General features: G+C 55.7%; 20 protein-coding genes. 6 read left to right on the top strand and 14 right to left on the bottom strand.

What is annotated here, in order from left to right; translation table 11 throughout:
- Positions 1-43: 43 nt before the first annotated feature.
- The 3 genes from RIB44_07345 to RIB44_07335 form a co-directional block, all read right to left on the bottom strand.
- Positions 44-982, bottom strand: coding sequence for a UbiA family prenyltransferase (locus tag RIB44_07345; protein ID MEQ8616394.1), 939 nt, complete (start codon positions 980-982; stop codon positions 44-46).
- On the bottom strand, positions 979-1,848 hold the full coding sequence (locus tag RIB44_07340) for a sugar phosphate isomerase/epimerase family protein (protein MEQ8616393.1): 870 nt from the start codon (positions 1,846-1,848) through the stop codon (positions 979-981). The genes RIB44_07345 and RIB44_07340 overlap by 4 nt, the downstream gene beginning before the upstream one ends.
- Before the next feature lie 125 nt (positions 1,849-1,973).
- Positions 1,974-3,242, bottom strand: coding sequence for a hypothetical protein (locus RIB44_07335; GenBank protein MEQ8616392.1), 1,269 nt, complete (start codon positions 3,240-3,242; stop codon positions 1,974-1,976).
- A gap of 140 nt (positions 3,243-3,382) precedes the next feature.
- On the opposite strand from RIB44_07335, the gene RIB44_07330 reads away from it, so the two are divergent.
- The 3 genes from RIB44_07330 to RIB44_07320 all read left to right on the top strand — a co-directional run bounded on the left by RIB44_07330 (position 3,383) and on the right by RIB44_07320 (position 7,189).
- Positions 3,383-4,303: a hypothetical protein gene (locus RIB44_07330; GenBank protein ID MEQ8616391.1), complete on the top strand. Its 921-nt coding sequence runs from the start codon at positions 3,383-3,385 to the stop codon at positions 4,301-4,303.
- Positions 4,304-4,362: 59 nt separating this feature from the next.
- Complete coding sequence (locus RIB44_07325) at positions 4,363-5,298, top strand: GNAT family N-acetyltransferase (protein MEQ8616390.1); 936 nt, start codon at positions 4,363-4,365, stop codon at positions 5,296-5,298.
- A 508-nt stretch (positions 5,299-5,806) separates the two neighbouring features.
- Positions 5,807-7,189, top strand: a complete 1,383-nt coding sequence (locus RIB44_07320) for a DnaA/Hda family protein (GenBank protein MEQ8616389.1) — start codon at positions 5,807-5,809, stop codon at positions 7,187-7,189.
- 24 nt (positions 7,190-7,213) lie between these two features.
- Here RIB44_07320 and RIB44_07315 read toward each other — a convergent pair whose 3' ends face one another.
- From RIB44_07315 to RIB44_07300, 4 genes are all read right to left on the bottom strand, one after another.
- Positions 7,214-7,972, bottom strand: coding sequence for a hypothetical protein (locus RIB44_07315; GenBank protein MEQ8616388.1), 759 nt, complete (start codon positions 7,970-7,972; stop codon positions 7,214-7,216).
- Between the two features lie 44 nt (positions 7,973-8,016).
- On the bottom strand, positions 8,017-8,187 hold the full coding sequence (locus tag RIB44_07310) for a hypothetical protein (GenBank protein MEQ8616387.1): 171 nt from the start codon (positions 8,185-8,187) through the stop codon (positions 8,017-8,019).
- 166 nt (positions 8,188-8,353) lie between these two features.
- Positions 8,354-9,496: a terpene cyclase/mutase family protein gene (locus tag RIB44_07305; GenBank protein ID MEQ8616386.1), complete on the bottom strand. Its 1,143-nt coding sequence runs from the start codon at positions 9,494-9,496 to the stop codon at positions 8,354-8,356.
- A 137-nt stretch (positions 9,497-9,633) separates the two neighbouring features.
- Positions 9,634-11,211, bottom strand: a complete 1,578-nt coding sequence (locus RIB44_07300) for a PEP-CTERM sorting domain-containing protein (GenBank protein ID MEQ8616385.1) — start codon at positions 11,209-11,211, stop codon at positions 9,634-9,636.
- 860 nt (positions 11,212-12,071) lie between these two features.
- Here RIB44_07300 and RIB44_07295 point away from each other — a divergent pair.
- Positions 12,072-12,719 carry a hypothetical protein gene (locus tag RIB44_07295; GenBank protein MEQ8616384.1) on the top strand — a complete coding sequence of 216 codons (648 nt, stop codon included), beginning with the start codon at positions 12,072-12,074 and terminating at the stop codon, positions 12,717-12,719.
- A 421-nt stretch (positions 12,720-13,140) separates the two neighbouring features.
- Here the strand turns inward: RIB44_07295 and RIB44_07290 are convergent, their stop codons facing one another.
- A complete protein-coding gene (locus RIB44_07290; GenBank protein ID MEQ8616383.1) occupies positions 13,141-15,021 on the bottom strand; it encodes a sigma-54-dependent Fis family transcriptional regulator in 1,881 nt (626 codons plus the stop codon).
- Between the two features lie 289 nt (positions 15,022-15,310).
- Here RIB44_07290 and RIB44_07285 point away from each other — a divergent pair, with 289 nt between their 5' ends.
- Positions 15,311-16,141: an enoyl-ACP reductase gene (locus RIB44_07285; protein MEQ8616382.1), complete on the top strand. Its 831-nt coding sequence runs from the start codon at positions 15,311-15,313 to the stop codon at positions 16,139-16,141.
- 308 nt (positions 16,142-16,449) lie between these two features.
- Positions 16,450-17,442: a hypothetical protein gene (locus RIB44_07280; protein ID MEQ8616381.1), complete on the top strand. Its 993-nt coding sequence runs from the start codon at positions 16,450-16,452 to the stop codon at positions 17,440-17,442.
- Positions 17,443-17,453: 11 nt separating this feature from the next.
- Here the strand turns inward: RIB44_07280 and RIB44_07275 are convergent, their stop codons facing one another.
- The 6 genes from RIB44_07275 to RIB44_07250 all read right to left on the bottom strand — a co-directional run bounded on the left by RIB44_07275 (position 17,454) and on the right by RIB44_07250 (position 23,954).
- Positions 17,454-18,413 (bottom strand): phosphatidate cytidylyltransferase, encoded by a 960-nt coding sequence (locus RIB44_07275; protein MEQ8616380.1) that lies wholly within the window; start codon positions 18,411-18,413, stop codon positions 17,454-17,456.
- A gap of 51 nt (positions 18,414-18,464) precedes the next feature.
- A complete protein-coding gene (locus RIB44_07270; GenBank protein ID MEQ8616379.1) occupies positions 18,465-19,067 on the bottom strand; it encodes a lysophospholipid acyltransferase family protein in 603 nt (200 codons plus the stop codon).
- A 90-nt stretch (positions 19,068-19,157) separates the two neighbouring features.
- Positions 19,158-20,330: a glycosyltransferase gene (locus RIB44_07265; GenBank protein MEQ8616378.1), complete on the bottom strand. Its 1,173-nt coding sequence runs from the start codon at positions 20,328-20,330 to the stop codon at positions 19,158-19,160.
- Positions 20,331-20,334: 4 nt separating this feature from the next.
- Positions 20,335-21,792 (bottom strand): lipopolysaccharide biosynthesis protein, encoded by a 1,458-nt coding sequence (locus RIB44_07260; GenBank protein ID MEQ8616377.1) that lies wholly within the window; start codon positions 21,790-21,792, stop codon positions 20,335-20,337.
- Between the two features lie 126 nt (positions 21,793-21,918).
- Positions 21,919-22,737: a polysaccharide deacetylase family protein gene (locus RIB44_07255; protein MEQ8616376.1), complete on the bottom strand. Its 819-nt coding sequence runs from the start codon at positions 22,735-22,737 to the stop codon at positions 21,919-21,921.
- 71 nt (positions 22,738-22,808) lie between these two features.
- Positions 22,809-23,954: a GNAT family N-acetyltransferase gene (locus RIB44_07250; protein MEQ8616375.1), complete on the bottom strand. Its 1,146-nt coding sequence runs from the start codon at positions 23,952-23,954 to the stop codon at positions 22,809-22,811.
- Positions 23,955-24,006: the final 52 nt, after the last annotated feature.

Here is a 24,006-nt window from a genome sequence, read left to right as displayed (position 1 = left end):
AAGCTCTTAGCTGTCAGCCGTCAGCTTTCAGCTTATAGAGTCTCTAGGTCATAGCCGTTTTTCTCGATAGCTGGAGCGTTGGCACGAGCAAGCTCAGCACTAGCCCTGCCGGTTTCCACCCTCCCACGGCGAGGCACGCCACTGCGTCGATCACGATGAACAATAGGATAAGCCTTTTCACACCAAGTTGCACTCTTTTCGGAGAAGGCTGCCGTGCAGCCGTGAAGAAGGCTAATCCGGCAAGTTCGATCGCCGATCCCCAAGCCACGAACCAGACAAGGTCTGGGACAGCGAGTGTGACAGAGAAAGAAAACGCGAAGAACAGACCAAAGGCTGCCAGCAGCAAGAGGCCTGCGGTGCGAATCCCACCAGCGCTGCTCGTCGTTGCTTCATCCCTGGCTAGATAGGTGAGCCCGATCGTGTAGAGCCCGACGACTCCCGCGTACAACCAAGCCGGACCGTCGACGGCAGTTCCTGCGAGGCTCGCTCCCAACAGGACATTCAGCGTACGGCACCAACCCATTGCCAAGGGGCCTGCCCACATACTTTTCAGGCCGCCATCGTACATGACGATCGTCACGGCAAGACTCGCGCCGAGGATGATCGGCGCGATACTGGCCAGTAGATAACTGGCCCAGGCTGCGGCGCCGACACCTGTTGCGAGTAATGACCAACCGACCAAAGCGGCTTCTTCTCGGCTGATTCGCCCCGAAGGAATTGGGCGTTCCGGTCGTTCTTTCGCGTCGAGTTCCGCGTCGAAAACGTCGTTGAGAACCATCCCGGCACAATACAACAATGCCGAACTTGCCAAGAGCAACGCGAGCGGAGTGGTCGGTTGCCAGGTTTCTTGAGCAATCAAGGCTCCCGCAAGTACGTTGGACAGTGCGGTAAAGACATTGGCGAGTCGTAGTAACTGTCGCCAAGCCGCCACTTTGCTTAGCCCCTGATTGTCGGGCGCTTCTGAGGAATCTCGCCTGCTCATTCGCCTGCAACTTCCGCCGGACCGATTTTTGCAAGCTCCTGCTGTAAGAACTCGCGCGCTTCAGCAGCGGCTTCGTCGGGCGAATCAACGTACGGGTAAAGTTCTACCGTGAGCCACCCCTCGTAATCGGTGGCTTGAATCTCAGCCAAGGTCGCGGCGAAGTCGATAGCACCCCGCCCGGGAATCAAGTGAGCATGTACCCGCGTCTCGGCGATGTCTTCCAGGTGATAGTGGACGGTGTGGTCCGCCATCTTGGCGACCCAGTCCTGCGGATCTTCATTCACACAAAAGGCATGACCAATGTCGAAGTTGAGTCCAACACGTGGGGAATCAAGTCGATCCACAAACTCCAAGTACTCATCGAACCGTTCGATCAACAAATCAGGCTCCGGCTCAATCAGCAAGCCAATCTCGGTTTCTTCAGCGACTTCGAGGCACGGCATTAACTCCTCGTAGAACAGATCGTAGCCCTGCTGGCGGGTCTGTCCTGGTTGCAACTCTCCACCGGGCTCAGTCGTGATGTGCGGTGCACCTAGTTCTGCTGCGAGGTGCAGGGAACGCTTAGTGTGCTCGCGGCGAATCGCCCGATAATGGGGATCAGGGTCGGTCCAGCCTGGGTGCCAATAGGGCTGTCGCGGGTCAGCTACCGCGTTCATCATGAACGCGTTAATGTTGGAAATCGTCAGGCCCGCGTCGTCCAGGGCGCGCCGAATCGATTCCTTACGCTCTGGAAGCAAACCTGCCGGCCACGCATGCGGCACATCGGCGAGTAACTCGATCCCGCGATAACCGATCGCGGAGATACGACGGATCGTCTCCTCAATCGAGAAGTTCATGTAAGCGTTGGAACTGAAGGCGAGTTTCATGTTCGCTATTGTAATGAAGATCAGCTCACGAAGTTACCCCTCCCTAGCCCGCGAGCTACGCCTCGCGCGGAGAATCTGTGCAAGTGCACCTTGCGAGACGTAGCTCGCGGGCTAGGGGCGGTAGCTTATACTCTTGTTGCTACGATTGCGACTTCTCGCCGACCAATTCGCGTGAGGATTAGCGAACACTCCTCGTCCCCTCGTAGTGCGAGCTTCTTGCGAAATTGCTCCGGTCGAATATCGACCCCGCGGACTTTGATCTCGACGCGACCCACATTACGGGTACGAAGATATTCGGACACTTGCTTCGCACGAAGGGGCAAGGTGTCGAGCACCTCAAAGGCCGAGAGCAGAGGCGCAGCGGTAAGCTTGTCGCTGGTCAGATAGATTGCCCCTGGGCCGAGCGACGAAAGACCGTGCTCGTTGGCGAGCGACCCGGTAAGCTTCGCCGCGATCAATGCGGGGTCGGGGTCATAAACGTACTTGCCTGGCATTTCTGCAATTGAGATCGCGTCTGCGTGCTCTCCTAAATAGCTAATGGATGTTGGCTCGTCTTCCTCGTTCAGATGCAAACTTGTTGCTCTCCGCTTGCCGTGGTTGTTACTCAAGGAGCCAAACCAAAGCATCAACTGTTTGCACTCACGCCCACGGGAGATCCATTCCTGCTCGCTGCTCTTCTGCCACTGGGAGGGTGGCGTCGACGCTGGGGCAAGTTTCACCGCCCCTTCAGACGCGGATTGCAGCCACTTTTGAATCGTTTCCTTGCTGGGTGAGTGCAGCTCGATCTGAATGGACCGTCGGTTGCCGATGCGTCGGTCGGGATCAGCGTGCCAGCTTTGTCCTGGCTCGACACGCGCTTCTGCAACGTCGGCGACCTTCACGCACGAGGCGTGCTTCGCTCGGACGCAAGCCAGGTTGGTCTCGGCAATTAATGCGATCCGTGGGTCATGTTCCCAGCCGGTAGCCGATCCTCGCTCAGCCAGGGACAACAGATCGCCGCCGATACCACAGCAGAAATCGACGACGTCGTCACTGCCAAAACGCGCAGCTTTGTAGCGTGCGATCCAGTGATCCGTCGCCTGTTGAAGTTGCGTCGGCGTGAAAAATAGTTGGTCTGCAAGCTCGCCAAACTTTGCGACTGCCTTACGGCGAAGTTCGCTCTGCTGCACAACCAATCGCGCCCGTGCAGATGACAACTTTTTCCGCAGGCTGGTAAGACGTTCTAGAGTCGGGCGGGTGTCTTGGGCCAGCTCGCGCAGGTACTTCTTGGCCTCGTCCCCAATCAGCCAGGCGTAATCGTCAAGGTCGTTCAAGTCGTCCACGGCTGGTCGGGCTTTGCGGATCGTATTGGCGGAGTGAATTCCGATTGAAGTGGCTGAAACAGCGCTACGCAACAATCCCATCTTACGTATCACATAAGGGCAAGCGACCAAAAATCACATCGCGAAGTCACTCGGTTTCGTGGGTCGATGGTTTGAGAAGGGGGGAACTCTCTCCATCCTCCCGACCCTGAACCCGATTCCTGACGACTCCGATGATTACTCGCACTCTAGCCATGCCCGCTCTGTTGGCTGCCTCGGTAGCCGTGCCCTATGTTGCTACACAAGGGACTGATGGGATTCCCAAACCTTGGGGTGGCGAAAGCAAGCCCGCCAGCGTCGGTGCCGCTGAGTTGCCAGCTCTGCCAGGAGAACTTCCCGAGGAGGCACGCCGCCGGCAGTTGGCGAGCTCTCCTCAAGGTCCTGGGGCTCTACTTTACCCGACGGAAACACCGTTGGAAGGCATCCCGGCTCTAGCCGTCGAAGAAGTCCTCCGGATGGATATCACCAAAGAGTGGGTTTACCAACGGTGGGCGCGGAAGTCGACGACCACCTCGGAGCTAAATCTCTTCGGCGTTCGCGTTCCTTTGGTCACAGGGACACAACTTCATGACGTTGCTGGGTCTCTGACTTACTTGTTTGGGGCGAATGGACATGTTCATCGGCTGACATTCCGCGGATCGACGGGGGATACAACACAACTGGTGAACCTCGTCACGCAACGCTACGGACTGCAACGTCAGCCAACGCCGATCGCTGGCCAGCAGCTCTATCAACTAAGGCGTGGCAACGATGTCATTAGCGAACTACGCACCCGCCCTGCCCCGGTGCTTTGGGAAAGCTCGCCGCATCAGAGTTTCGATGTCGAGCTGACACTCCAGCGTCCGGATACGGCTCACCCGCTCGTGAGGGCACTTCCACCGTTGCCAAAGGTGGACGAAGCTGCCATTCGGGCAGCGGAAGCCAAAGCCGCGGCAGAGCGCCAAGCGGCTGAGGCGAAGCAGTATGCGGCAGAGAATCTCTCTCCTCAGGAGAAAGCGAAACGGAAAGAGGAAGGCTGGAAAGCCTTTTTCCCGCGCAGTCGCGTGCCAAAAGAGCAGATTGACAGTCTCGACACCCGCCGCAACCTGTGGTGAAGTCTCTCTGGTGCCGCGTCTCTGTTGTTGGGGACTGGGAATCAGCTAAGCTGATCTGCATGGCAAATCTCCACCAGCCACGGCCTGAGCGTTGCCCGCCAGAACAACGTCGCGACGCTTTACTGACACTCAACGAAGGGCTCCCTCCTTCGCTGCAATCCGTGTTAGTTAGTGCATTGAAGCAAGAGCAAGCACTCGGTGAGAATGCGTTTCGTGGGCTCTATTACCTTGATGCAAAGGGCTCGTCTCCAGCAGCCGTTTGGTTGCAAGAGCTACCAGGGAGAACGGGAGTGCTCTGGCCGCCGAGTTTTGCTCACCCCCAAGCTGCTGAGCTTCTCGATAAGGCAAAGGAGCACGCCCGCAGCGAGAAACTGCAACTCGTGCAAATGCTGTTAGCAGAGGGGGAGAGCGTCGACGAGTCGCTGCTCAAAGAAAAAGATTTCGAGCGTCTCGCAACGCTCGAATACTTGTGGCTCGACCCCGCAGCTCCCGCTGAGCGGGAGGATAAAGCTGCAGACGATGCTCTCGCTGACGTAGTGTTTTTGCCCAACGCGGACAGATACCCAGAGCGGCTCGAGGGAATTCTTGAAAAGACTTATCAAGATACGCAAGACTGCCCTGCTCTCAATGGCGTCCGTGACTTAAGTGAGGTCATCGAAGGGTACAAGAAGCAAGGGATGATGATGCCCGAGCATTGGTATCTGCTGAGTCGCGAGGGCCAGGACGCAGGTGTGTTGATTTTGGCGAGTCACGGAAGCGGAGAAGAGGCGAATTGGGAGCTTGTCTATATGGGAATCGCCCCCGATTATCGCGGCAAAGGCCTCTCGCGTTTGATCGTGGGGCACGCGATCGAGGAAGCAGCTAAGGCTAAGGTCTCACGACTCGTGTTAGCAGTGGATGCAACCAATGAACCTGCCCTGAATGTTTATCGAAGTCTCGGATTTCAATCGTGGCAACGGCGTCATGTGTACGCGTGTTTACACGGAAAGTCGTAATTCGCTTCCAACCGCACACAAATGCAATCGTTTGATACTTGCGTTCAGTAGTTCGTTCACTATTGGGTAAAACCGTTTCTTGAGTCAAACAAGTCGTTTTGATTTTCACGTTTGGTTGATCACGAATTTGAATTCTTAACGCATAAAAATTCAGCGACGTTTTTTCCACTTACCGAATCGCGGTGTGCAAAAAAATTTTTCCAAACTTCAACCTGACATTACGCATCTTTTCGCGTGTTTAGGAATGATGAAGATGCGAATGTTAGCTTGCCCGTCGTCAAGCCCTTTTTGCAAAGTGCTAGCACGCTAAAATCAACGCCTCAGGTGACAACAACGGGTATCTACGGCTGACGCATCGATTGCGGCAACCGATCTGCTTTTCTCAACGACTTGCACGCTGAAAACGTTCGCATCGAAGTAGCCTTCTGAGGTCTGCTGCGCGATCACGTAAGCGGTACGTCGACGATGAGAAGCGATATTTCAGGATGAGATCATGGAAGCGACGGGCATGGAGTCCAAAATCAGGCAGGCATTGCACGACCGACTGGGAGCAGACCGCTACCAGTTGTGGATCGGCCAGCATGTCGCCTTCTCCCTGCGAGAGGATTGCCTCCAGGTCGTTTGCCCTTCGCAAGCCGAGCTCGATTGGCTGCGTCGCAAACTTGGTAAGGAAGTGAAATCCGTAAGTTCCGCGGTGCTGGGGCAAGAATTCACCGTTGACTACCAAGTCGACGAGGCCTCCGAGGTAGCAACGACTCAGCCGTTGCTTCCTGGCTTGTCATCCGAGTCATCGGAGAGCAAAGCCTCTGCATCCGAGGCGGCGACCGCGCCTGTTCGTCGCACCACCAAAGGCGTACGCGTGCGTCGCGACCTGGAGAATTTTGTTCCTGGCAAGTCGAACAAGCTCGCTTTGGAAACGATCAAAGCGGTGATCGAATCGCCAGGGCGTTTCAGTCCGCTGTTGATTTACGGTCCTCTAGGAACGGGCAAGACCCATCTATTGGATGCTGCTGCTGCCGGACTGCGAAGGAATCCGGCGCGACCTCAGGTGCTGAGGCTCACTTGCGAAGAGTTCACCGCCGAGTTTATGGAAGCGCTTCGCACCAAGACGACCACTTCCTTCCGGCAGAAGTTTCGCGGTGTCGACGTCTTGTTGGTTGACGATGTTCATTTCCTGGGCACCAAGCGAGCGACGATCGAAGAGTTCCTCTACACGATCGACGCCATCAATACGCGTGGCGGCCAAGTCATTCTCACCAGCAAAGCATCGCCGAATGAGCTACAGTCGATCGACCCTGGGCTGTCGTCTCGTGTTGCTGGAGGCATGTCGGCACCGCTCGCTCCGCCGGACTACGAGACGCGTATCGGGATCGTCCGCGTGATGGCTGCGAGGACAAAGACCAAGCTTAGCGAGCCGGTCATTGAGATGATTGCCAAACAAGTGATCGGCAGTGCTCGGCTGCTATCCGGTGCTCTCAACCGTCTGGTCGTCACCAGTATGGCGGAACGCCGTCCGATCACGCCGATCAACGCTGACATGGTTCTCAGCGAGTTCTGCCAACAGAACACGCCGCAGGTCAACATGATTGACGTGGAGAAAGCGGTTTGCGAGGTGTTTGGAACCGAGTCGAAAACCCTAAAGTCCGCCAGCAAAGCGCGGCACATTACCGACCCACGAATGCTCTGCCTTTGCCTCAGTCGTCGCTTTACGCGAGCAGGGCTCTCTGAGATTAGCAGCTACTACAACCGTCGCAGTCACACGGCTGTCTTAAGTGCCCAGAAACGGCTCGAGAAAATGATCGGTGACGATGCCGAAGTTGTCGTTGCCGAGGGAGCTTGCCATGTGGAAGAAGCGCTACGAAGAGTCGAAGCAGCGCTGCGTCGGGCATAGTTTCAAAAGAGTTAGCTCCTCGAATTATGTCAGCCTGTCCTGAATGTCTTCATCCTCAGGAGCCTCCTGACCTGGGCCGAAGATTAGCTCGCTACTGCTATAAGTAGTGCCGGTATTTTCCCGCAAAGCTTGGACCTGATTTAGGGCGTTGGTCAAGTCCTTCGGCGTGAGTGAACCAAGCGGGTGAATGAACACGGACCAGAGTACACCATCTTGGATGGCATAGCGCGCATCCAGAGCACGATCGTAGTTTGCGTGCAGCGCAATGAGCGCTAGCTGAAGATCTTCGACAGTTTGTGGGTCGAAGTTACGGATCGGCATCATGATACGCATCCGATCAGCCCGTTGGTCGGTCATGACGAGGACAACCGGCGGAAGGTGGTTGTCCGCCCCAGGAGCCACCTGCTCTGGAGACTCTGCTTCCGGGGATTGCGTCTCTGGGGACTCAGCTTCTGGGGAATCCGTCTCCTCATCCTCAGGAGCAGGCCCTTGCTGCTTTTCCTCTTTGGCAGGCGGCTGTTTCTCTAGTTTCGAAAGATCGATCCGCCACAAGCCGGGCTGTCCTTCAATCTTTGAGTCCTTGAAATGCGCTTCCAGCAGCTTGCCGAGACGCCCGTTATCCATGGGCTCTCGGCTCGCTGCTTGAACGTCCTCGCTGCCCTCCGCAGCTTCGTTTGGCGACTCCTCGGCATCGGACCGAGAAACAAGCAAACACACGAATAAGAACATCATCGTTAGAACTAGCGTCGCTCGTAGTACAGAACGGGCCGATGTGTCAGGCATAATCATCTTCCTGATGTTAAGAGCGTATCGAGACTCAGGCGAAACTACCGCCGAAAGAACCGGAAGCGAGCTGTGTTGCTTCGTCGGACGTACGACTTCCGTGTACCTTGCTCCCGCTCGTACCGCATCGAACGGTAAGTCATGCCATGGATGTTGCCGTAGATGCCCGGGTTACCTGGACTCCAGCGACCGGCTTGAGCTGGTTCGGATGGCATCAAGAAAAAAAAGCAAACGCATGCCATTGGGAAGATCAGTTTTCGCATCATTTTTTCAACTCCGAGATAGAGTTATTGCAGGCTACCTCATTATACCAGCCGTCTATTGCGAGTGAAGCAGAGTTTACTTCGCAAGAAGTCGCTGTGTCAGCTAAGGGCGATCTGCCTATCGCTGATAGATGGGCAGTAATTGGTAGGGTGGAGTCAGAGCCAAGACCGAAAGAGCCGTCGAGTAGCAACTGCCATAACCAGAGGCGAGCCCGGTTTCCGGAGGCCACGATCCGTCAGCACTTTGGTTGGTGAGTAGCACACGGACGATTCGCGGATAGATATTCTGCCAATACTCTCCGCCGAGCTGATAACTTGCATGGCTGCTGTAGTACACTCCGTAGTGGTAGAAACCGCCTGGGCTGATGAAGGCGTTATAATTTTCGAATCGCCGATTCATCAGCCACTTCCCCGAAGCGAGAGCCATCGGCGACTCGTGCTTGCCACTCATGGCAAGTGAGATAATTCCGCCCCCCACGGATCCAACGGTCACGTAGCGTTCTCGACCGAAGGTCCCATACGTAAACACGCGTTGTCGTTTGTCGTAACAGCGCTCAATGTAGTTTGTTGCTTCGAGAACCAGATCGTCTGGCATTTCGAACCCTGCATTCTTTGCCGATCTCAAAAACATGAGCTGCCACGTCGTCGACGAGACGTCCGAGTCGACATCCAAATGATTCGTATAGTATTGCCAGCCGCCGTGATCTTCTTTGCGACGTTTGTCACGCTGTGTTTTCTGGAGGAGCTGGATCGCTTGAGGGATCGCGTTGCGAATTCTCTCCGATTGCCTACCGGACGTGCTGCCGTAAGCCTCACCAAGCATCAATCCCGAGATGCCGTGATTGTAGTAGGCGGTATGCGAACCGTTATGACGAACGGTTCTTGGTTGGGTCTTCGGGAGAGAGATCAACCCGTTCGCCTGCTGGCAATCCAGAGTGAAGTTGACGGCCTCAGAAAGTTCACTGGAGTACTCTCCATCGTTCAGTGAATGACCCGAGGAGAGAAAGGCCATCACACACAAGCTTGTCACTGCGGGCTGGCCTTGTACTCGCGTTGGAAAGGAACCGTCGTCGTTTCGTTCAGACGCTAACCACTTCAGCGCACGGTTGACGGACTCGTCGACCTCGCTCCATTCCGATTCGGTTAAGACATCTGCGTCGGGAGTGCTCAAGGTTGCTTCCTGAGCAAAGGCGAACTGAGACAGGAGTGCGAGGACAATCGCACCGAACACGAGCCGGCGCGGTTGAGAAATACAAAGCACCATTAGTCCTCCTTGAGAGCATGACAGCGTCTTCCAACTTATCGCATCGCACCACGCTCCGCCACTAATGGAAAAAACCTCGTACGCACGAGGCGTACGAGGCTATCCTTGTGAAGGGGATCAAGGATGGTTGAGGTCTAACAGCGGCCGCGGCGGCTGACGGCCAGGGCGGTGATTCCACCAAACAGGAGGAGCACGCTTGTCGGCTCGGGGACGGCTGAGGCCACAGCGACGGCGGGGGCTGGGAGGATGCCGTACTGGGATTGCCAGATTCCAAGATCTGCCAGATCGACATCACCGTCGCCGTCAGCATCGCCGGTGCCGTTGGTGGCCCCGAACATCGTCGGGTAATTTTCCTGCCAGGTGAGGAAGTCGGTGCCGTCGACATCAAGGTCATTGTCGAAGTTGGCATCGGGGGTTGCCGCCTCAACCATTGTCACGTCGAGCGCGTCGAGTTCGTCATCCCAGATATCTTCGCCTTCATAACGAGGATTCGGCACTCCCCAAGACGTGCCGCCACCGGAGCGAACGGTATCGATGCCGAGCGCCTCAGCGTTGATGAAGATACCGGGTGCCCAAGTGCCGGGACCCACAAGCACGGGGACCAGGATATCACCTTCGGTGATCTCCAGACCAGAACCGAGTGCGTCGAGCGTCGGCGTGGTCAGTAGTGCTGAGTCGCGACGCAGCGAGAACAGCAGCATATCCGTACCCTCCCCTTCGCCGCTTGGGTCGAGCCAACTGTAGGGGCCAGTGACGGGATCGTATTCAGGGTTGTCATTGTTCCAAAGGACGAGCGCGTCGAGATCGTCAACGTCGAGATCATTTTGGCCCTGGCCCGGCATTCCTCCGTTGAGTCCGAGAAAACGGGAATCAGCAAACAGGCTGGGAGGTGCACCGCTCAGGTCACTGACCAGCACATCACCTCCAACGAAACCGTTGGCGATTGCGGTGCCCGTATTGACGGGTGGACCTGGCTCGAAGGGCTCAGGGTAGAACGAATCGAGCGAGAAGTAGACGTTGCCAGGAAACTCGTTTTGAGAAACGGGCGTGTCCATGTCCCAGGCGTCAAGATTGTCGCCTTCGTCTGGTAGGACACCAACCGTTGGAGGATTCTTCTCAACCAAGTTGAGCGTTGGACCTGCGAACGGTGCCATACCATTACCGTCGAAAACTCCCAAGTTGGTCCCAGGTGCATACGGCCCGAAGCCGCCCGGAAGAGTATTGGAACGGAAAACATCCGCGGAAGCCTCAAGCGAGCCGAAAGCACCTTCCGTTGAAACGGAGGGGCCGCTGCCCAACCCGTTGCCCACGGCAAATTCATCAACTGAGAACGTCCACGAGTGGCGGAAACGATCGCGTTCTGGAGCCAACGGACGCGCGATCAGGTTCTCAGGAAAGAACATGCCATCCAGGCCGTAGGAAAGTGCGTCGAGTTCACGCACTTCATCTTGTGAATTGACACCAAAGCCACCGATCGCCAGCGTACCGAAAGCTCCCGGAAAACCGGCTGGAATCGCCAACCCGGGTGCTGGCCCAGCCCCCGGCGTCAAAATGTCAGCCGCTGAATACGGCCCCGATCCCCCCGGCGGCACGGCCGTGGGTCCCTGAAAATCGACCGAATAGGTCGGCGGCGTGGCCAAAACCGTGCCGGCTAACATCGCCAGCGTGCCGTAACCGGCCACGAACGAACTGACTCGTTTCTTGATCCTCATGATACGTTTCCCCTGTTTTGAAGCCCTAGTGTGCGGAAGAACGCGGCAAAACCTTGCCGTTCTATTGCTTCAATCAAGAAACGGTCACGAGAGGTGACAGGGGGACTCAGAAATTCTTCGAGTTTTCTTGCGGCAGTTCCGGCATAGCATGCAGGAGCTCCCCCCACTTACGTCGTTCGCAACCTTTTGCACTTTTGCACGAAACTACGACGGGAGCGAGCAAAAGTCCGAGAGGCAACAAGCCCTGGCTGAACGCAAATGCTATCTGCTAAATCGTTTAAATACTGTGCGAGGAAAAAGTGGATGAGACTTTTGCTCTCGAAAGCGCGTTTCGCTTAGGGGAACGCATTGACGTAAGTCGATCCGCAGGAAGCGGTATTCACTGAGTTGAGAAAGAGCGTAGAGCCCTCTATTTTAACCGAGTTCGTGGCCAAAAGCGTGTGAGAAGCTAAAGCCGATTGAAAGGATACTGTGCCGTTGGAATCTGAAGCGTGAGAATTTGCCGAACGATCTACCAGCGGGCCAGTTTTCGGCACCGTCGCTTACCGATACAGGTCGATGAAGCTGAACGAAGTTTGGCAACCAGCAGATTCCAAGCTCGGTGAGTCCCACCGATACGCGCATCGCAGTTCAATCTCAGGTTTCGTGCGACTAAGTGGAACGTACTAGTGCACTGCATGAACATAGTGAATTGCGATATCGCTCTTCGTACACTGCGGACTGAAAACCAATCGAGAAATCGGCATATAGACACAGTTCTTACAGCCGCGATACAGACTGATCTTGGCTTGCGGATCATCTCTTACTACGTTTTGTTCAAGGCATGTACATATAATGGTCGCTTTCCGGTGAGTCGCTTTATGAATACACTGTCGAAGACAACTGTTCCATTTGCCGTGCTAATCTCGCTCAGCACAATCTGCCATGCAGCTACCATCGTTCGAATCGGTATCCAGGAGTTCGAAGATGGGGACATTTTAACTAAGGCAGAGTTCTCCGCCTCGCAGGGCATAGAGCCTAGGAAGATAAATACGCCCCTTGGAAATGACCTAAGTAATCAATCTCTTAGTAACCAGCGAGCAAGCGGCTGGTGGTATCTCGACTTCGACGGAAACTACCGATCAGCAAGCATCCGCATGGGACTTTGGGAACATGATTCTTCGGCTCCAGGCCATCAAATTAGTTTCTTCTACATTAATGATCACGACTATAGCGACCAGCTCAATCGTCAGCTTGATGCTCACGGTGGTGGGCAGCTCGAATACAATATTTATTCGGTTGATCTTCCTGATCTCACTCTTGAGGAGCTTTCTACGGGGAGAGTGCACTTGCGTCTTGGATTTGGAGGAGCCCGAGCTAATAGCGGAAATTTCGGGGGATTTGATTTTTTCGAGTTACATCTCGTTGAGATCCCGGAAACTTCAACCCTGTCTATAGCAACAGCGTCAATCGCTTCCATAACCATGCGCCGACGCTACCGGCTGAAGCAGAAATATCAGGGGAGGTGATTGCATATTCTTGTACGCCAAGTGTAAGCATCGATTTCAAAAATCGCCGCCCATTGGCTATCAGTAGAGCACCGTCTAAGCCGCACGCCCCTGATTGTTAGTCTGCATTGAATTCACCTCCCTAAGCAGCTCTAGTTTGGGCCTATACACTGCTGGAGATGTACACTAATTCAACAATTTGCTAGTGAAAGTTGAGCGATGAGGAGTGAACCACCTCGTGTGGAGACTGCGAGTTGCTAACCTGCCCAAGCGTGAAACGCCGAGGTACTTTCTGAGGACTCTGAATTAGCTTCGAAATTGCTCTCACAGTAGATTGGGATTCACGCAGTTACCATGAGCGGTGAGACTTACCGCCGCTGCAGGAGCGAGTCGCAACCCAGTGCTGAAAATGGCATACCGCCAACGTGAAACTAGCCTGCCACTACTCCTCCTCATCCCCGCCCATATCAAGCTGCCGCATTTTGCGATAAAGATTCGAGCGATGCAGCCCCAGGCGTTTGGCGGCTTTGCTCATATTGCCTTTGGTGAGGTCGATCGTGTGGCGGATGTATTGCTGTTGGAACTGGCGGGTGGCGTCGCTCAGTGTAGCGTTCATGTCGACCGTGTCGGTGAGTTCGCCGGAGACAGCTTCGATGAACGCCAGATCGTCGACTTCCACGGTTTCGCCGGTGGAGAGGTATGCGATTCGTTCCATCAGGTTACGCAATTCACGCACGTTGCCGGGCCAGCGGTGGGCGAGCAAGCGTTTGGCGGCAGGGGCGGAGAACTTCGGCGCCGGGCGACCCATTGTGCGGCAGAAGTTGCGGAGGAAATGTTCGGCCAGCAGCATCACATCGTCGCCGCGGTTGCGCAGCGGGGGGAGTTCGAGGCTGACCACATTCAAGCGGAAGAACAGGTCTTCGCGGAACTTCTTTTCCCTTACCATCACGGCCAGATCTTGATTCGTGGCGGCGAGGATGCGCACTTCAGTATGAATCGGCGTGGAGCCGCCGACGCGTACGACCGTTTTCTCTTCTAGCACGCGCAGGAGTTTCGCCTGGCCGGAAAGGCTCATGTCGCCGATTTCATCAAGGAACAGCGTGCCGCCACTGGCGAGCTCGAACTTACCGGCCCGCGCTTCGTGGGCATCGGTGAACGCCCCTTTTTCGTGACCAAAAAGTTCGCTCTCCAATAGGGTTTCAGTCAAAGCGGCACAGTTGACGGCGATGAAAGGTTGCTCGCGCCGACTGCTCAAGTAGTGGATCGACTGAGCGACGACTTCCTTCCCCGTACCGTTCTCACCCAAGATGAGGATCGCCAAATCGGTATCGGCAATCCGCTTCGCCGTGGAGCGAACCGCTTCAATCGCCGGGCTATCGCCAATAAGCTGCACGCCTTCGGCAGCCTGATCAACGAGCTGCTGATGTTTGGTCAGCAACTCTTCTAGCTGTTGCGTGTTCTCCAAAGCGACCGCGGCGTGAGCGGCAAGTTCGGTGAGTCCGTGTTCGTCCTCGCTCGAAAAGTGACCGTTATGCTTGTTGAGGACTTCGAACGCACCCAGCAGTTTGCCCTCGGGCGAAGTCAACGGCACACACAACAGCGTGCTTGTTTTGTAGCCGGTCTGCTCATCGACATTACGATCAATGTCCTCATCGCCAAGCCCACCCCCAACGCGACGGCTTTCGCCCGAGTGAATTACCTGACCGACGATGCCCGCATCGTCGGGTATGCGTAGCTCGCCGTCTTCAACGCCAAGTGCAGGACGCCCGACAAGCTGTTTGTTTGCACGGTCCCAGAGGAAGATACTTGCACGGTCCGCGTCTAACAGATCGGTGGCCGCCTCAGCCATCGCATGGAGCAGTGACTCCATGCTGTTGGTTTGGCCCCAGTTATGGGTGACTTCGAGAATGCGTTCCAGCCGGCGAATGCGTCGCTCGCGCGTTTGCGTTTGACGCACTGACAACATGCTGGCGGCGAGGGCTTCGGCAAAACTGCTAAGCACTTCAGCCGAAGGCACCTTACGGGCAACCAGCGCATAGCTGTTTCCTAATGGCGCCGCTTGCCATTCATTCCAAGTGGCAACTGCGTCCTGGTCGATCGCGTCGGCAGCGACATCGGTGGGGATCTCATGCTCGGGGATTCCATTGGCCGCCAGGATCTGCCATTGAGGGGGATTAGCGCGCACGACCGCCAAAGCGTCTGCAGGCAAGGCGGTACGAGCTTCCGAGATCGCCTGGGCGAGGAATTCGTCAATCTGATTCGATTTGCTCGCTTTATCGAGCAAGAAGTGAATCAGTTGCGTGTCTTCTTGACTCTTTTTCATAACGCATTAGGTGCAATAGTGAGTTGTTTGTGCGAAATCGAATCGTTATTTCGTTCCAAATGTACTCAAAAGTATACGATAAGGGCTGCCTTAGGTCAATTCGAGTGATATCAATAAGATTCACTATATGGCTGGACTGGATCAGAAATCGCGTGAAATAGCTATGTTTTGAGTCGATCCGCACGAAAATGGACTGTTCTCAGGCGGTAGGACAGTTGCTATCTTGCTTTGATCCTGCGAGAGTTCTCGACCTCGCAATCAGTTCACAGCGGATGAGATGGAGCGATTCATGGGTATGTTTGATGGCAAAAAGGGCCTGATTACCGGAGTCTTCAATAAGCAATCGATCGCCTGGGCGATCGCGGAGCGGGCCATGAACGAGGGGGCCGAGTGTGGGTTCTCCTACATGCCGGACAAGCCGGATGACGAGCGGAAGAAGAATCTGGGCCGCATTACGAAGCTGACCGATGGGAACAGCCAGGCGAAGTTCGTTCATCCCATGGACGTGACAGACGACACCCAAATTGCAGCCGTCGTTGAGAAGGCGAAGAGCGAATTTGGCCAGATCGACTTCTTGCTGCACTCAATCGCGTTCGCTCCGCCTGAAGATTTGAAGAAAGACACGGTCGCCACCAGTCGGGAAGGCTTCAAGCTGGCCATGGAAATCAGCGCCTACAGCCTCATGGCTTTGGCAAACCACGCCAGAGAAGCACTTGCCGACAATGCCAGCATCCTCACGCTCACCTACTACGGCGGTGAGAAGTGCGTGCCGGGCTATAACGTCATGGGGGTTTGCAAGGCGGCACTGGACTCCATTGTGAAGTACCTGGCATTCGATCTTGGACCACGCGGGATTCGCGTGAATGCCTTGAGCGCTGGCCCGTTGCAGACGATTTCTGGCCGTGGAGCCGGCGTCGATGAAATGCTGGGGCTCTACGAGGCGATGGCTCCCCTAGGCCGCAACATCACCCACGAGGAAGCCGGCAAGAGCGGTGCTTTCTTACTCTCAGAAATGTCGAGTGGCATCAGTGGTGAAATTCTCCATCTCGATGGCGGCTACAACGCGATGGGCTCACCAGGGCGAATGCTTGATCAGATCAAGGCCGCACGCGGTGGCTGAGGCTGGTGCAGCGAGCTAACGATTCAATGCTAGCGGAACTGCTCTAGGTGAAATCGGGTCACTCTTGGTAAATTCTGCAAACCTTGAGGGCAAAACTGCGAGTTGTCCTCAGGGGAGTTGCCAATAATTTGGTTCTCCCGCGAACCTTAGTTTGGCAATGATCGTAAGCGTTATGCACGGTGGTCCAAAGATTGGACCACCTTTTGCAGCCTACGATTTCGATCCCCGTGGCGAGCGCTTGGAAAGCAGAGTTCGCTCGCACCGGATTATGGACATGGACCGTCCTTTGACCCTACGAGGTACTGAGCATGGAAGCTCAAGCAAAGTGCGCACGCAAAGTGCGCCTGGTATTAGCAGCATTTTCGATTGCTGCATTCTTTCTCTCTGGCCGTGCCAATGCAGCCGCTTACCGCACTGCTAATTTCACGGTCGATGCCCCCACGCGACAATTGGCGAAAGCCATTGGTGATACTGCTGAGCGATGTCGCCGGGAACTTGCGATCGAGTGGCTAGGCGAGCCGCTGGAGAATTGGCCGAAGCCTTGCCCAATCAAGGCAAAGGTATCGCCGAATCTTGGGGCCGGCGGCGCGACGAGTTTTGTGTTCGATCGCGGACGCGTGTTTGGTTGGCGTATGGATATCCAAGGGTCGGCGGAACGGGTTCTCGATTCCGTGGTTCCGCACGAAGTAACTCACACGATCTTCGCCAGCCACTTTCGCCGTCCCCTACCCCGCTGGGCGGATGAGGGTGCCTGCACGACTGTCGAGCACGAGAGCGAAATCGGCAAACAGGAGCGCATGCTGATTGAGTTCCTTAAGACCCGGCGCGGCATTCCCTTCAACGACATGTTCGCCATGAAGGAATATCCCCGTGACGTTTTGCCTTTGTATGCTCAAGGGCACTCGCTGGCGAAGTATTTGATTGCCCAGAAAGGGAAGCGAGCCTTCATGCGGTTCATTGAAGATGGTTTGACTGATGAGAACTGGCCGCGGGCGATCGAGGAGAATTATTCCTATCCACACCTGTTGGCTTTGCAGAATTCTTGGCTCGATTGGGTGCGTAATGGCCAACCCGAGATCGCTCCCCAGGGTGATGTCGTCTTAGCTGCGGCAGAACAAGCCGTTATGCGTGGGCAAGATCCGGCTTCAGCAAGAGACTCTGACAGCGATTTGGCGGCCAGCAAAGTGCCGCGCGCCGCTCAAGATTGGCCTGTGACTCCAACCCCGGGACAAGCGAGCAAAGCGATTTCGCCCTATCTGCGAGCGAGAGACGCTTCGCTTGGCGGGACACTGCGGCGTTAGCGGCTGGGGCGTTAGCGTGCCGCAAAGAAGTAACGCGTCAGGTGATAAAAGACCGGAGCAGCAAAGCAGAGGGCATCGATCCGATTGAGTACCCCTCCGTGCCCTTCAACAAAAGTGCCCGAGGCTAACTCGCCGCGATCGCGTTTAATCGCGCTCATCGTCATCGTACCGGCGGAAGCCATCAGTGCGATCACCAAAGCCATTGCCGGGGCATGGTACCAATTGGGGAACGGAGCCGCCCAAGCCAGTCCAAGGCTGATCGCCGAGGTGGTGATCGCTCCGCCGATGAGGCCTTCCCAGGTACGAATGGGATCAACTTTCTCAGCAATGACGTGCTTGCCGTAGAGGCGATTCCACAGGAATTGCATGAGGTCGGCGATCAGTGCAATCGTGATGAAGAAGAACAGCAGCTCAGCGTTGGCACGTTCGCCCTGCGGTGCACTGCCCGGAGCCGATGGGAACTTGAGGTACAGCAGCGCCGGAGCGAAGCTGAGGCAATAGACGCAGAGCATCAGCCCGCTTTGCACTTTCGCGACACGCTCAAGGAACCTTGTGAAATCGCCGCTAAAGGCAACTCGGGCGGCAATAAACAGAAACGCGTAGACGGGAATCAGCACGCTGTACAAACCATAGTTGTTGTAAGCGACCAGGATGAATTGCATCGGTGTAAAGAAGAAAAACACCCAGAATAACGCTCGATGATCGCCGGTGCTGGTCGGCGTGATGGTGACGAACTCACGCAGTGCCCAGAAGGAAATTCCGCAGAACAGGGCGACTGTGATTCTCGGGAAGAAGAAGGAAACAAGCAGCAGTCCGCCGAAAAACCACCAGGCTTGGACTCGCGCGTTGTACGCTTCGACGGTGCGAAGGTCTAAGCTGAGCGACTCCTGCTCGCGCAGCCAGCGACCAATCCACGTCGCGAGAGCGAGCAGAGCAACTGCGATTGCGATCAGAGCCCAATGTTCGAGCATGGATTAATCGTGAGTCGTTAGTAGTGAGCTATTAGCTGTAGGGTATTTCTGTTATGCGTCTTTCAAGCTAAGCACTGCGTTGCGCGCTCGACCAAGGAAATCCATTTTCCCTTCACCCGCTTCCAGCCACATCGGGGGGCCAAAAGTGACGGCTGAAAGCAGCGGCACAGGAAGCACTTCTCCGCGTGGGAGAATCCGGTTCATGTTATTGATGTGTACCGGTATCAACTCTAACTCGGGGCGTTTCTTTGCCAAGTAATAGAGTCCACTTTTGAACTCCCCGATCTCGCCACCGGGGGTGCGTCCCCCCTCGGGAAAGAGGATCAGCGACTGAGTTTTGCCGATCTCCCTCAGGATCAGGTCGATTGGGCTCTGGTGGACTTTGATCTTTGTGCGGTCGATCAGCATCACGTTGAAAGTCTTCGCCAGCTTGCGACGGACCCAGCCCCCGCTCCAATAATCCTTTGCCGCGATCGGGCGCGTAAGTTTCCGCATGTTCGGCGGCAATGCGGACCAGACGAGGATGCCATCCAAATGGCTGGTATGATTTGCGAAGTAAACCCGCTGACAGGTATCAGGCTGCGATTCCACCCAGCGCACGCTGACGCCGCTGATGAAGCGAGCGATCCAGGTGAGCAGTGTTTCAGTAATCATGGTCTGCTAGCGCGAAGTAGGTGGAATCCTTTATTTTAGCTAGCAGCAAGGCTGAGCGGAATGCTCGGCCAATCACTTCCAATAGTGCTCTTAGGTTGCTGCCGCCGGGCTTTTACTGGTTGCAGCTTCGATGCGAGGGTTTCTCTTTGAGGAATAGATGCGTTCAATGAGCTGCTCGTATCCGCGTGTCATGCCATCGAGAGACCACTTCTCCATCACACGCTTTCGCCCGTTCTCACCCAGATAGACTCGTAGAGCCTCATTCTGCAGTAGCTTGGTCATCGCCGAGACATAGGCCGGCTGGTCGCCCGCTTGAAAGAGAAGCCCCGTTTCACCGTCGACGACTGTTTCTCTGACGGACCCCACTTCTGAGGCGACGACAGGCACGCCGCTGGCCAGTGCTTCCAGAACGGAGACCGGACTCGCCTCATTGTGAGACGTCAAAGAAACAACATCACAGACATTGAGCAACTGAGGAACATCATCTCGCGAACCGAGGAAATGTATCGACTTTGAAATGCCAAGATCGAAGGCCAGTTGTTCCAAGTCATGACGTCGCGGGCCATCACCCATTACAAGGAACTGTGTCTCGGGGAAATCTCTAAGCAAAACTGCAGCTCCATGCAGGAAGAGCTCGTGATTCTTTTCCGGACGCAAGGCCGCCAGGATCCCGACGACGGTCGACGTTGGATCGATGCCAAGCGTTTCTTTGAGTGCTGCTTCTTCATGCGGAGCGAATCGCTGTGTATCGACCCCGTTGTAAATCGTGTGGACTTTCTCCGCGGGGAATCGTTCAAACTCCGAGAGAAACTGTGCGTGCCCGTCCGCGACTGCGATGAATGCGTCCGTCAGAGGTGTCAGCAGCCGATTCAATTTCCCTACCCCGTCGGGCCAGCCGGTACTGTGTAGCGCCGAAGCAACCACAGGAACGCCGGCAAGTTTCGCAGCTAGACGCCCCCAGAACATGTTGTCTCCTGCGGCGACGGTAACGACCGCCCCGACGTCGCGCTGACGCATCAGCCGCCAGAGTTTCCACAACACTCGGATGTCGTATTTGTTGCCGATCAAATTGCTATGCACTGGCATTTCTTGCGAAAGCAGCTCACCCAAGGGACCGGGCTCTTTGAGGCAGACGATTTCCGGAGCAAATCGATTCGGGTCGAGGCGGCGCACCAGATTCACCAGTAGCGTTTCCGCTCCGCCTACCGGAAGGCTCGTGGCAATGAACTGAACTCGTAGCAAGTTTTTGGATTTGGTTGCCATGTTTTTAATGGGCTATTGGTGCGGTTCTTTTGGGCCGTTGAAGTTTCGCAAGCGAGGTTTGTAAGAAGGCTGTTAGTTCCCGCCGCTCGTCTTGTCCGATGATCCAATTCGTCGCGAACATGACGATGACAACTCCCAGCAACGTAATGAGAGCTGGCGAGAGACCAAGCCCTAAGACGGTGGGCAAGGCAAACGCGAGCCAGGTTCCTGAATCAACGTGCATTTCGTTACGGCTGTTGAGCAACAGCGTCGCGATAAAGCAAACCACCGTTGCCGCTGCTGTGGCGAGCACGGCTCCGTAGAGCCCCAGTGGTGGTAGAAGTAACAGATTCAGCAGGACATTTGCCGCAACGCCCCAAAGTAGCGGGACGATTGCAAGCTTGGTTTTCTCGGCACACCACAGGTAGTTTTGGGCAATGGTGTACAAGCTAAACCAGATGCAGCCGACGAGAGTCCAAGGTAGGACTGCGGAACCCTCTTCGTACTTTCCTTCAAGCAAGACGCCGAAAAGGAAAGGTTCGAAGATCAAAACGGCAACTCCAAAGCAAAGCATGCCGAGCGAGGTGAGCTTGAGAGTCAGGTTCAGGCGTTGTGAGACAGCCTGCTTGCGACCGGCTTCCCAGTCGGCACTGAGGTGTGGAAGGAGCAGTCCACCCAGCAGGTCAGCAAAAGAAACCAATAGAAGTGGAACAATCCGACTGCTGTGGTACTGCCCGATGGTGTCCCAGGCGTCTTCTGGTGACATGCCGGAATAATGGAGCAGCATCGAACGGTCGATGATGGTAAACAAATGAGACAGCAAATTGGCGATCCAGACGAAAAACGCGAATCGCAAGAGCTTCGGCCAGAAGTGATTGTGCGGCAGCGACTCATGAGGTTGCTCGATCTGCTTCAGCCCGGGCCAGGCCCAGGCCAGGGCTCCGAGTGATGAAACTAGGCAGGCCAAGCCGTAACCGATCAGCACGCTTGCATTGGTCGGCCAATACCAAACGAGCCCTAATGCGACGATCGCAAACAGCAGGCTCTGAGCGAAGGTCATCGCTGAGACGACACGGTAGAGACGCATTGCTGTCAGAAGTGCCGTGAGCGTGTGGTGCAAGATGATGGCCGCCAGGCAGTAGGCGATGCCGACCGTCAGCTCGACGTGCTCTGAGGTGTTAAAGATGATCTCGGAAAAAAAGCGAGCTCCCCAGGCGATCAGCAGGGTCGCAATGACGCAGCAGATTCCTGTCCACAGGACGGACCGCTTGAGGAAAGTCCGAAGCTGAGTCTTCTGGCGATAGTGTTCCGCGTAGCGTCCGAAAGAGCCGGGGACACCGAGGACTGCCAATGGGGCCGCCAGTAGCAGAAAGCTGTAAGTCAGATCCCACTGGCCTAGTTCTTCGGGAGAAAGCCAGCGACCAAATAGAATCCCCCTGCCAAACCCGACAGTGCGCTGCACCAAGGTAACGATCAACAGAATGACGACGCTTGCCGCGAATGTATCGGTACGTAGCCGTCCCTTGCCCTTTGCTTTCGCATCGGGCGAGCTTTGTCTGTCGTTGGTCTGTTCGGTCCTGTTGATGATCTTATCCGTCAGAAACTTATGTCAGAAGCAGAGGCGATAATCACCAGCGTCGAACCGTTCGACCCGCTTCAACTTGCGCGGATCGACGGTCAACCAGTTGCAAAAGCGAGCCCAGCTTGGGTCGCCGTGGATGCGTTGGAGGTGAAAGGAATCGTCACCAGGGAAGTTGTATCCGCCGTAGGCTGAGCAAATGCCCCAGAAACCGGCTTGAAAGGCTATCCGGAACGCCGCTTTGGAGAGGTTCTCGTGCAAACCGTAAGGGAAAGCAAAGTAACGCACGGGGCGATTGATCATCGCTTCCAAGTCACGTTTCGAGCCCACGATCTCCTCGTAGAGTTGCTCCTCATCGTCGATCTTCCCACAGTCAGCATGGCTGCGTGTGTGCGCCCCGATTTCCACGCCAGCATCGGCGAGAACTCGGAGTTCCTCGATGCTATTAGGTGCGAGCGGAACTCCGGCCTCCTCGTCATGGGCGAAAGGCTTCCCTTCAGCGATGTGATCGGTCGAGACGAAGTACGTGAACGGCACTTTCTCATCCAGTAGCCACGGTAAGGCTTCGCGACTGTTGTCTGCGTATCCGTCGTCGAAAGTAATGCAAACGGCCGGCGTCCGATTTTCCTCGGAACCAATGCGGTGCTGAGCCTCGGTGAGCGTGATGATTTCGAAGCGTTCACGAATCCATTCGATATGCGCCTGAAATCGCTCGAAGCCAATCGTCCAGTCGTTGGGATGGTCGTCCGCTACGCGATGGTAGAACAACGTCGTAATGGGGGCACGCTTTTCCGCGGCACGCCGCGAGGCTGCCTGCCGGCGTCCGGGCAAGGTGGCAAGGTAGTACATTCCGAGAATCGGTTCTTTACAAGCGTTGGGTAACATGGGGCTACGACTAACTTTTGATAGGGTTGAAGGATTTATTCGTTGATTAGCTCAGTTTGCTTGCGCGTGTTTCCAGCCATCTGCTTAGCGAAACGCCCCGCCTTGCGTACGCTTTGCAAAGCGGTGAATCGCAAGCGTGCCGAAAGCCTCGCAGGGGTGACTTGCACGCGAAGCGTGCGATTGGGTTCTGCTCGCCAACTAGCCTTGTAGGGCTCGTCACCTCGCATCAGGTCGTACCGAGTACAGCCCTGGCTGATCGCATGTTGAATCGTGTGGATCAGCGAGAGCCGCCCGGGCTGCTCGTCAAGCCGATCGGGGTCGAGGCCACCCTGGTAGGCTGATATGGTTGTGGGCGTGGCGAACTGATACTCAGCCGCAGCGAAACGGCCGCCAAGCTCCAAAGAGGAAAGGCGTAGTATTCCAGCAGAGAGCAACTTCTGGGCAATGTCTTTGTGAAACTCCGCCCAGCTTGTGGAAGCGAAGCAGCCCGGCTCGCCAAGGCTGTGCCTGCGCCGTTGATGGAGGTCGACCAAGTTGGCCCAAGCAGCCTCAAAGTCTTGCTCGTCTTCGACAAGATGCCACTCAATCGGTCCGGCTGCTGCGGCACTTCTCTGGAGGCGACGAATATGTTTGCGATGCGATTTCGAGAGCATCATCAAGTAGCCGTCCCAGGTCTCCGGAAGATCGATTGACCAGCAGTTTGGCCCAGGTGATGACTCAACGAAGCAATTGTGCGTCTTCAACACCTCGGCTAGTAGACACGAAGCGTCGTCGTTAGCGTCAAAGTAGGTGAAGTCAAAGCAATCCCAGTCGTCCCGCCTCGCTAAGTATTCAGCAATGGCCTCAACAGCCTGGTCGGCACGTTCCTGCTCAAACAAGAAACCTAAGTGATCACTGCAGACTTCGCCGTCGCCTACCAGCCGCCAGACCCTTCCTAAAGCGAAGGATTGCTTCTCATAGCAGGGCAAGATCGCGACTATTTGGTCAGAATCGTCGCGAACGACAATCACCCGCAAGTTGGAATCTGCTTGTTGTTCGGAACTCTGGGCGCAAAAGCAGTAATGCTCAATCCAGGTGCGCTGCCAGAGTGCGCTACGGAAAACACAGTCGCCGGCAAGCTCGTCCCAGCGGGCCCAGTATGGCTCGAGAGCATCCAGCGTTTCGAGACATTCGACGTTCATGAGTGATTCTGTCAGGGCGTTCCGAGGGCGCGATCGCAAGCTGGGAAACGTT

The organism is Lacipirellulaceae bacterium, from assembly GCA_040218535.1.
Lineage (GTDB): Bacteria > Planctomycetota > Planctomycetia > Pirellulales > Lacipirellulaceae > Adhaeretor.
Note: the sequence above shows the minus strand (reverse complement) of the source record. Positions and strands in the feature narration are given on the sequence as shown.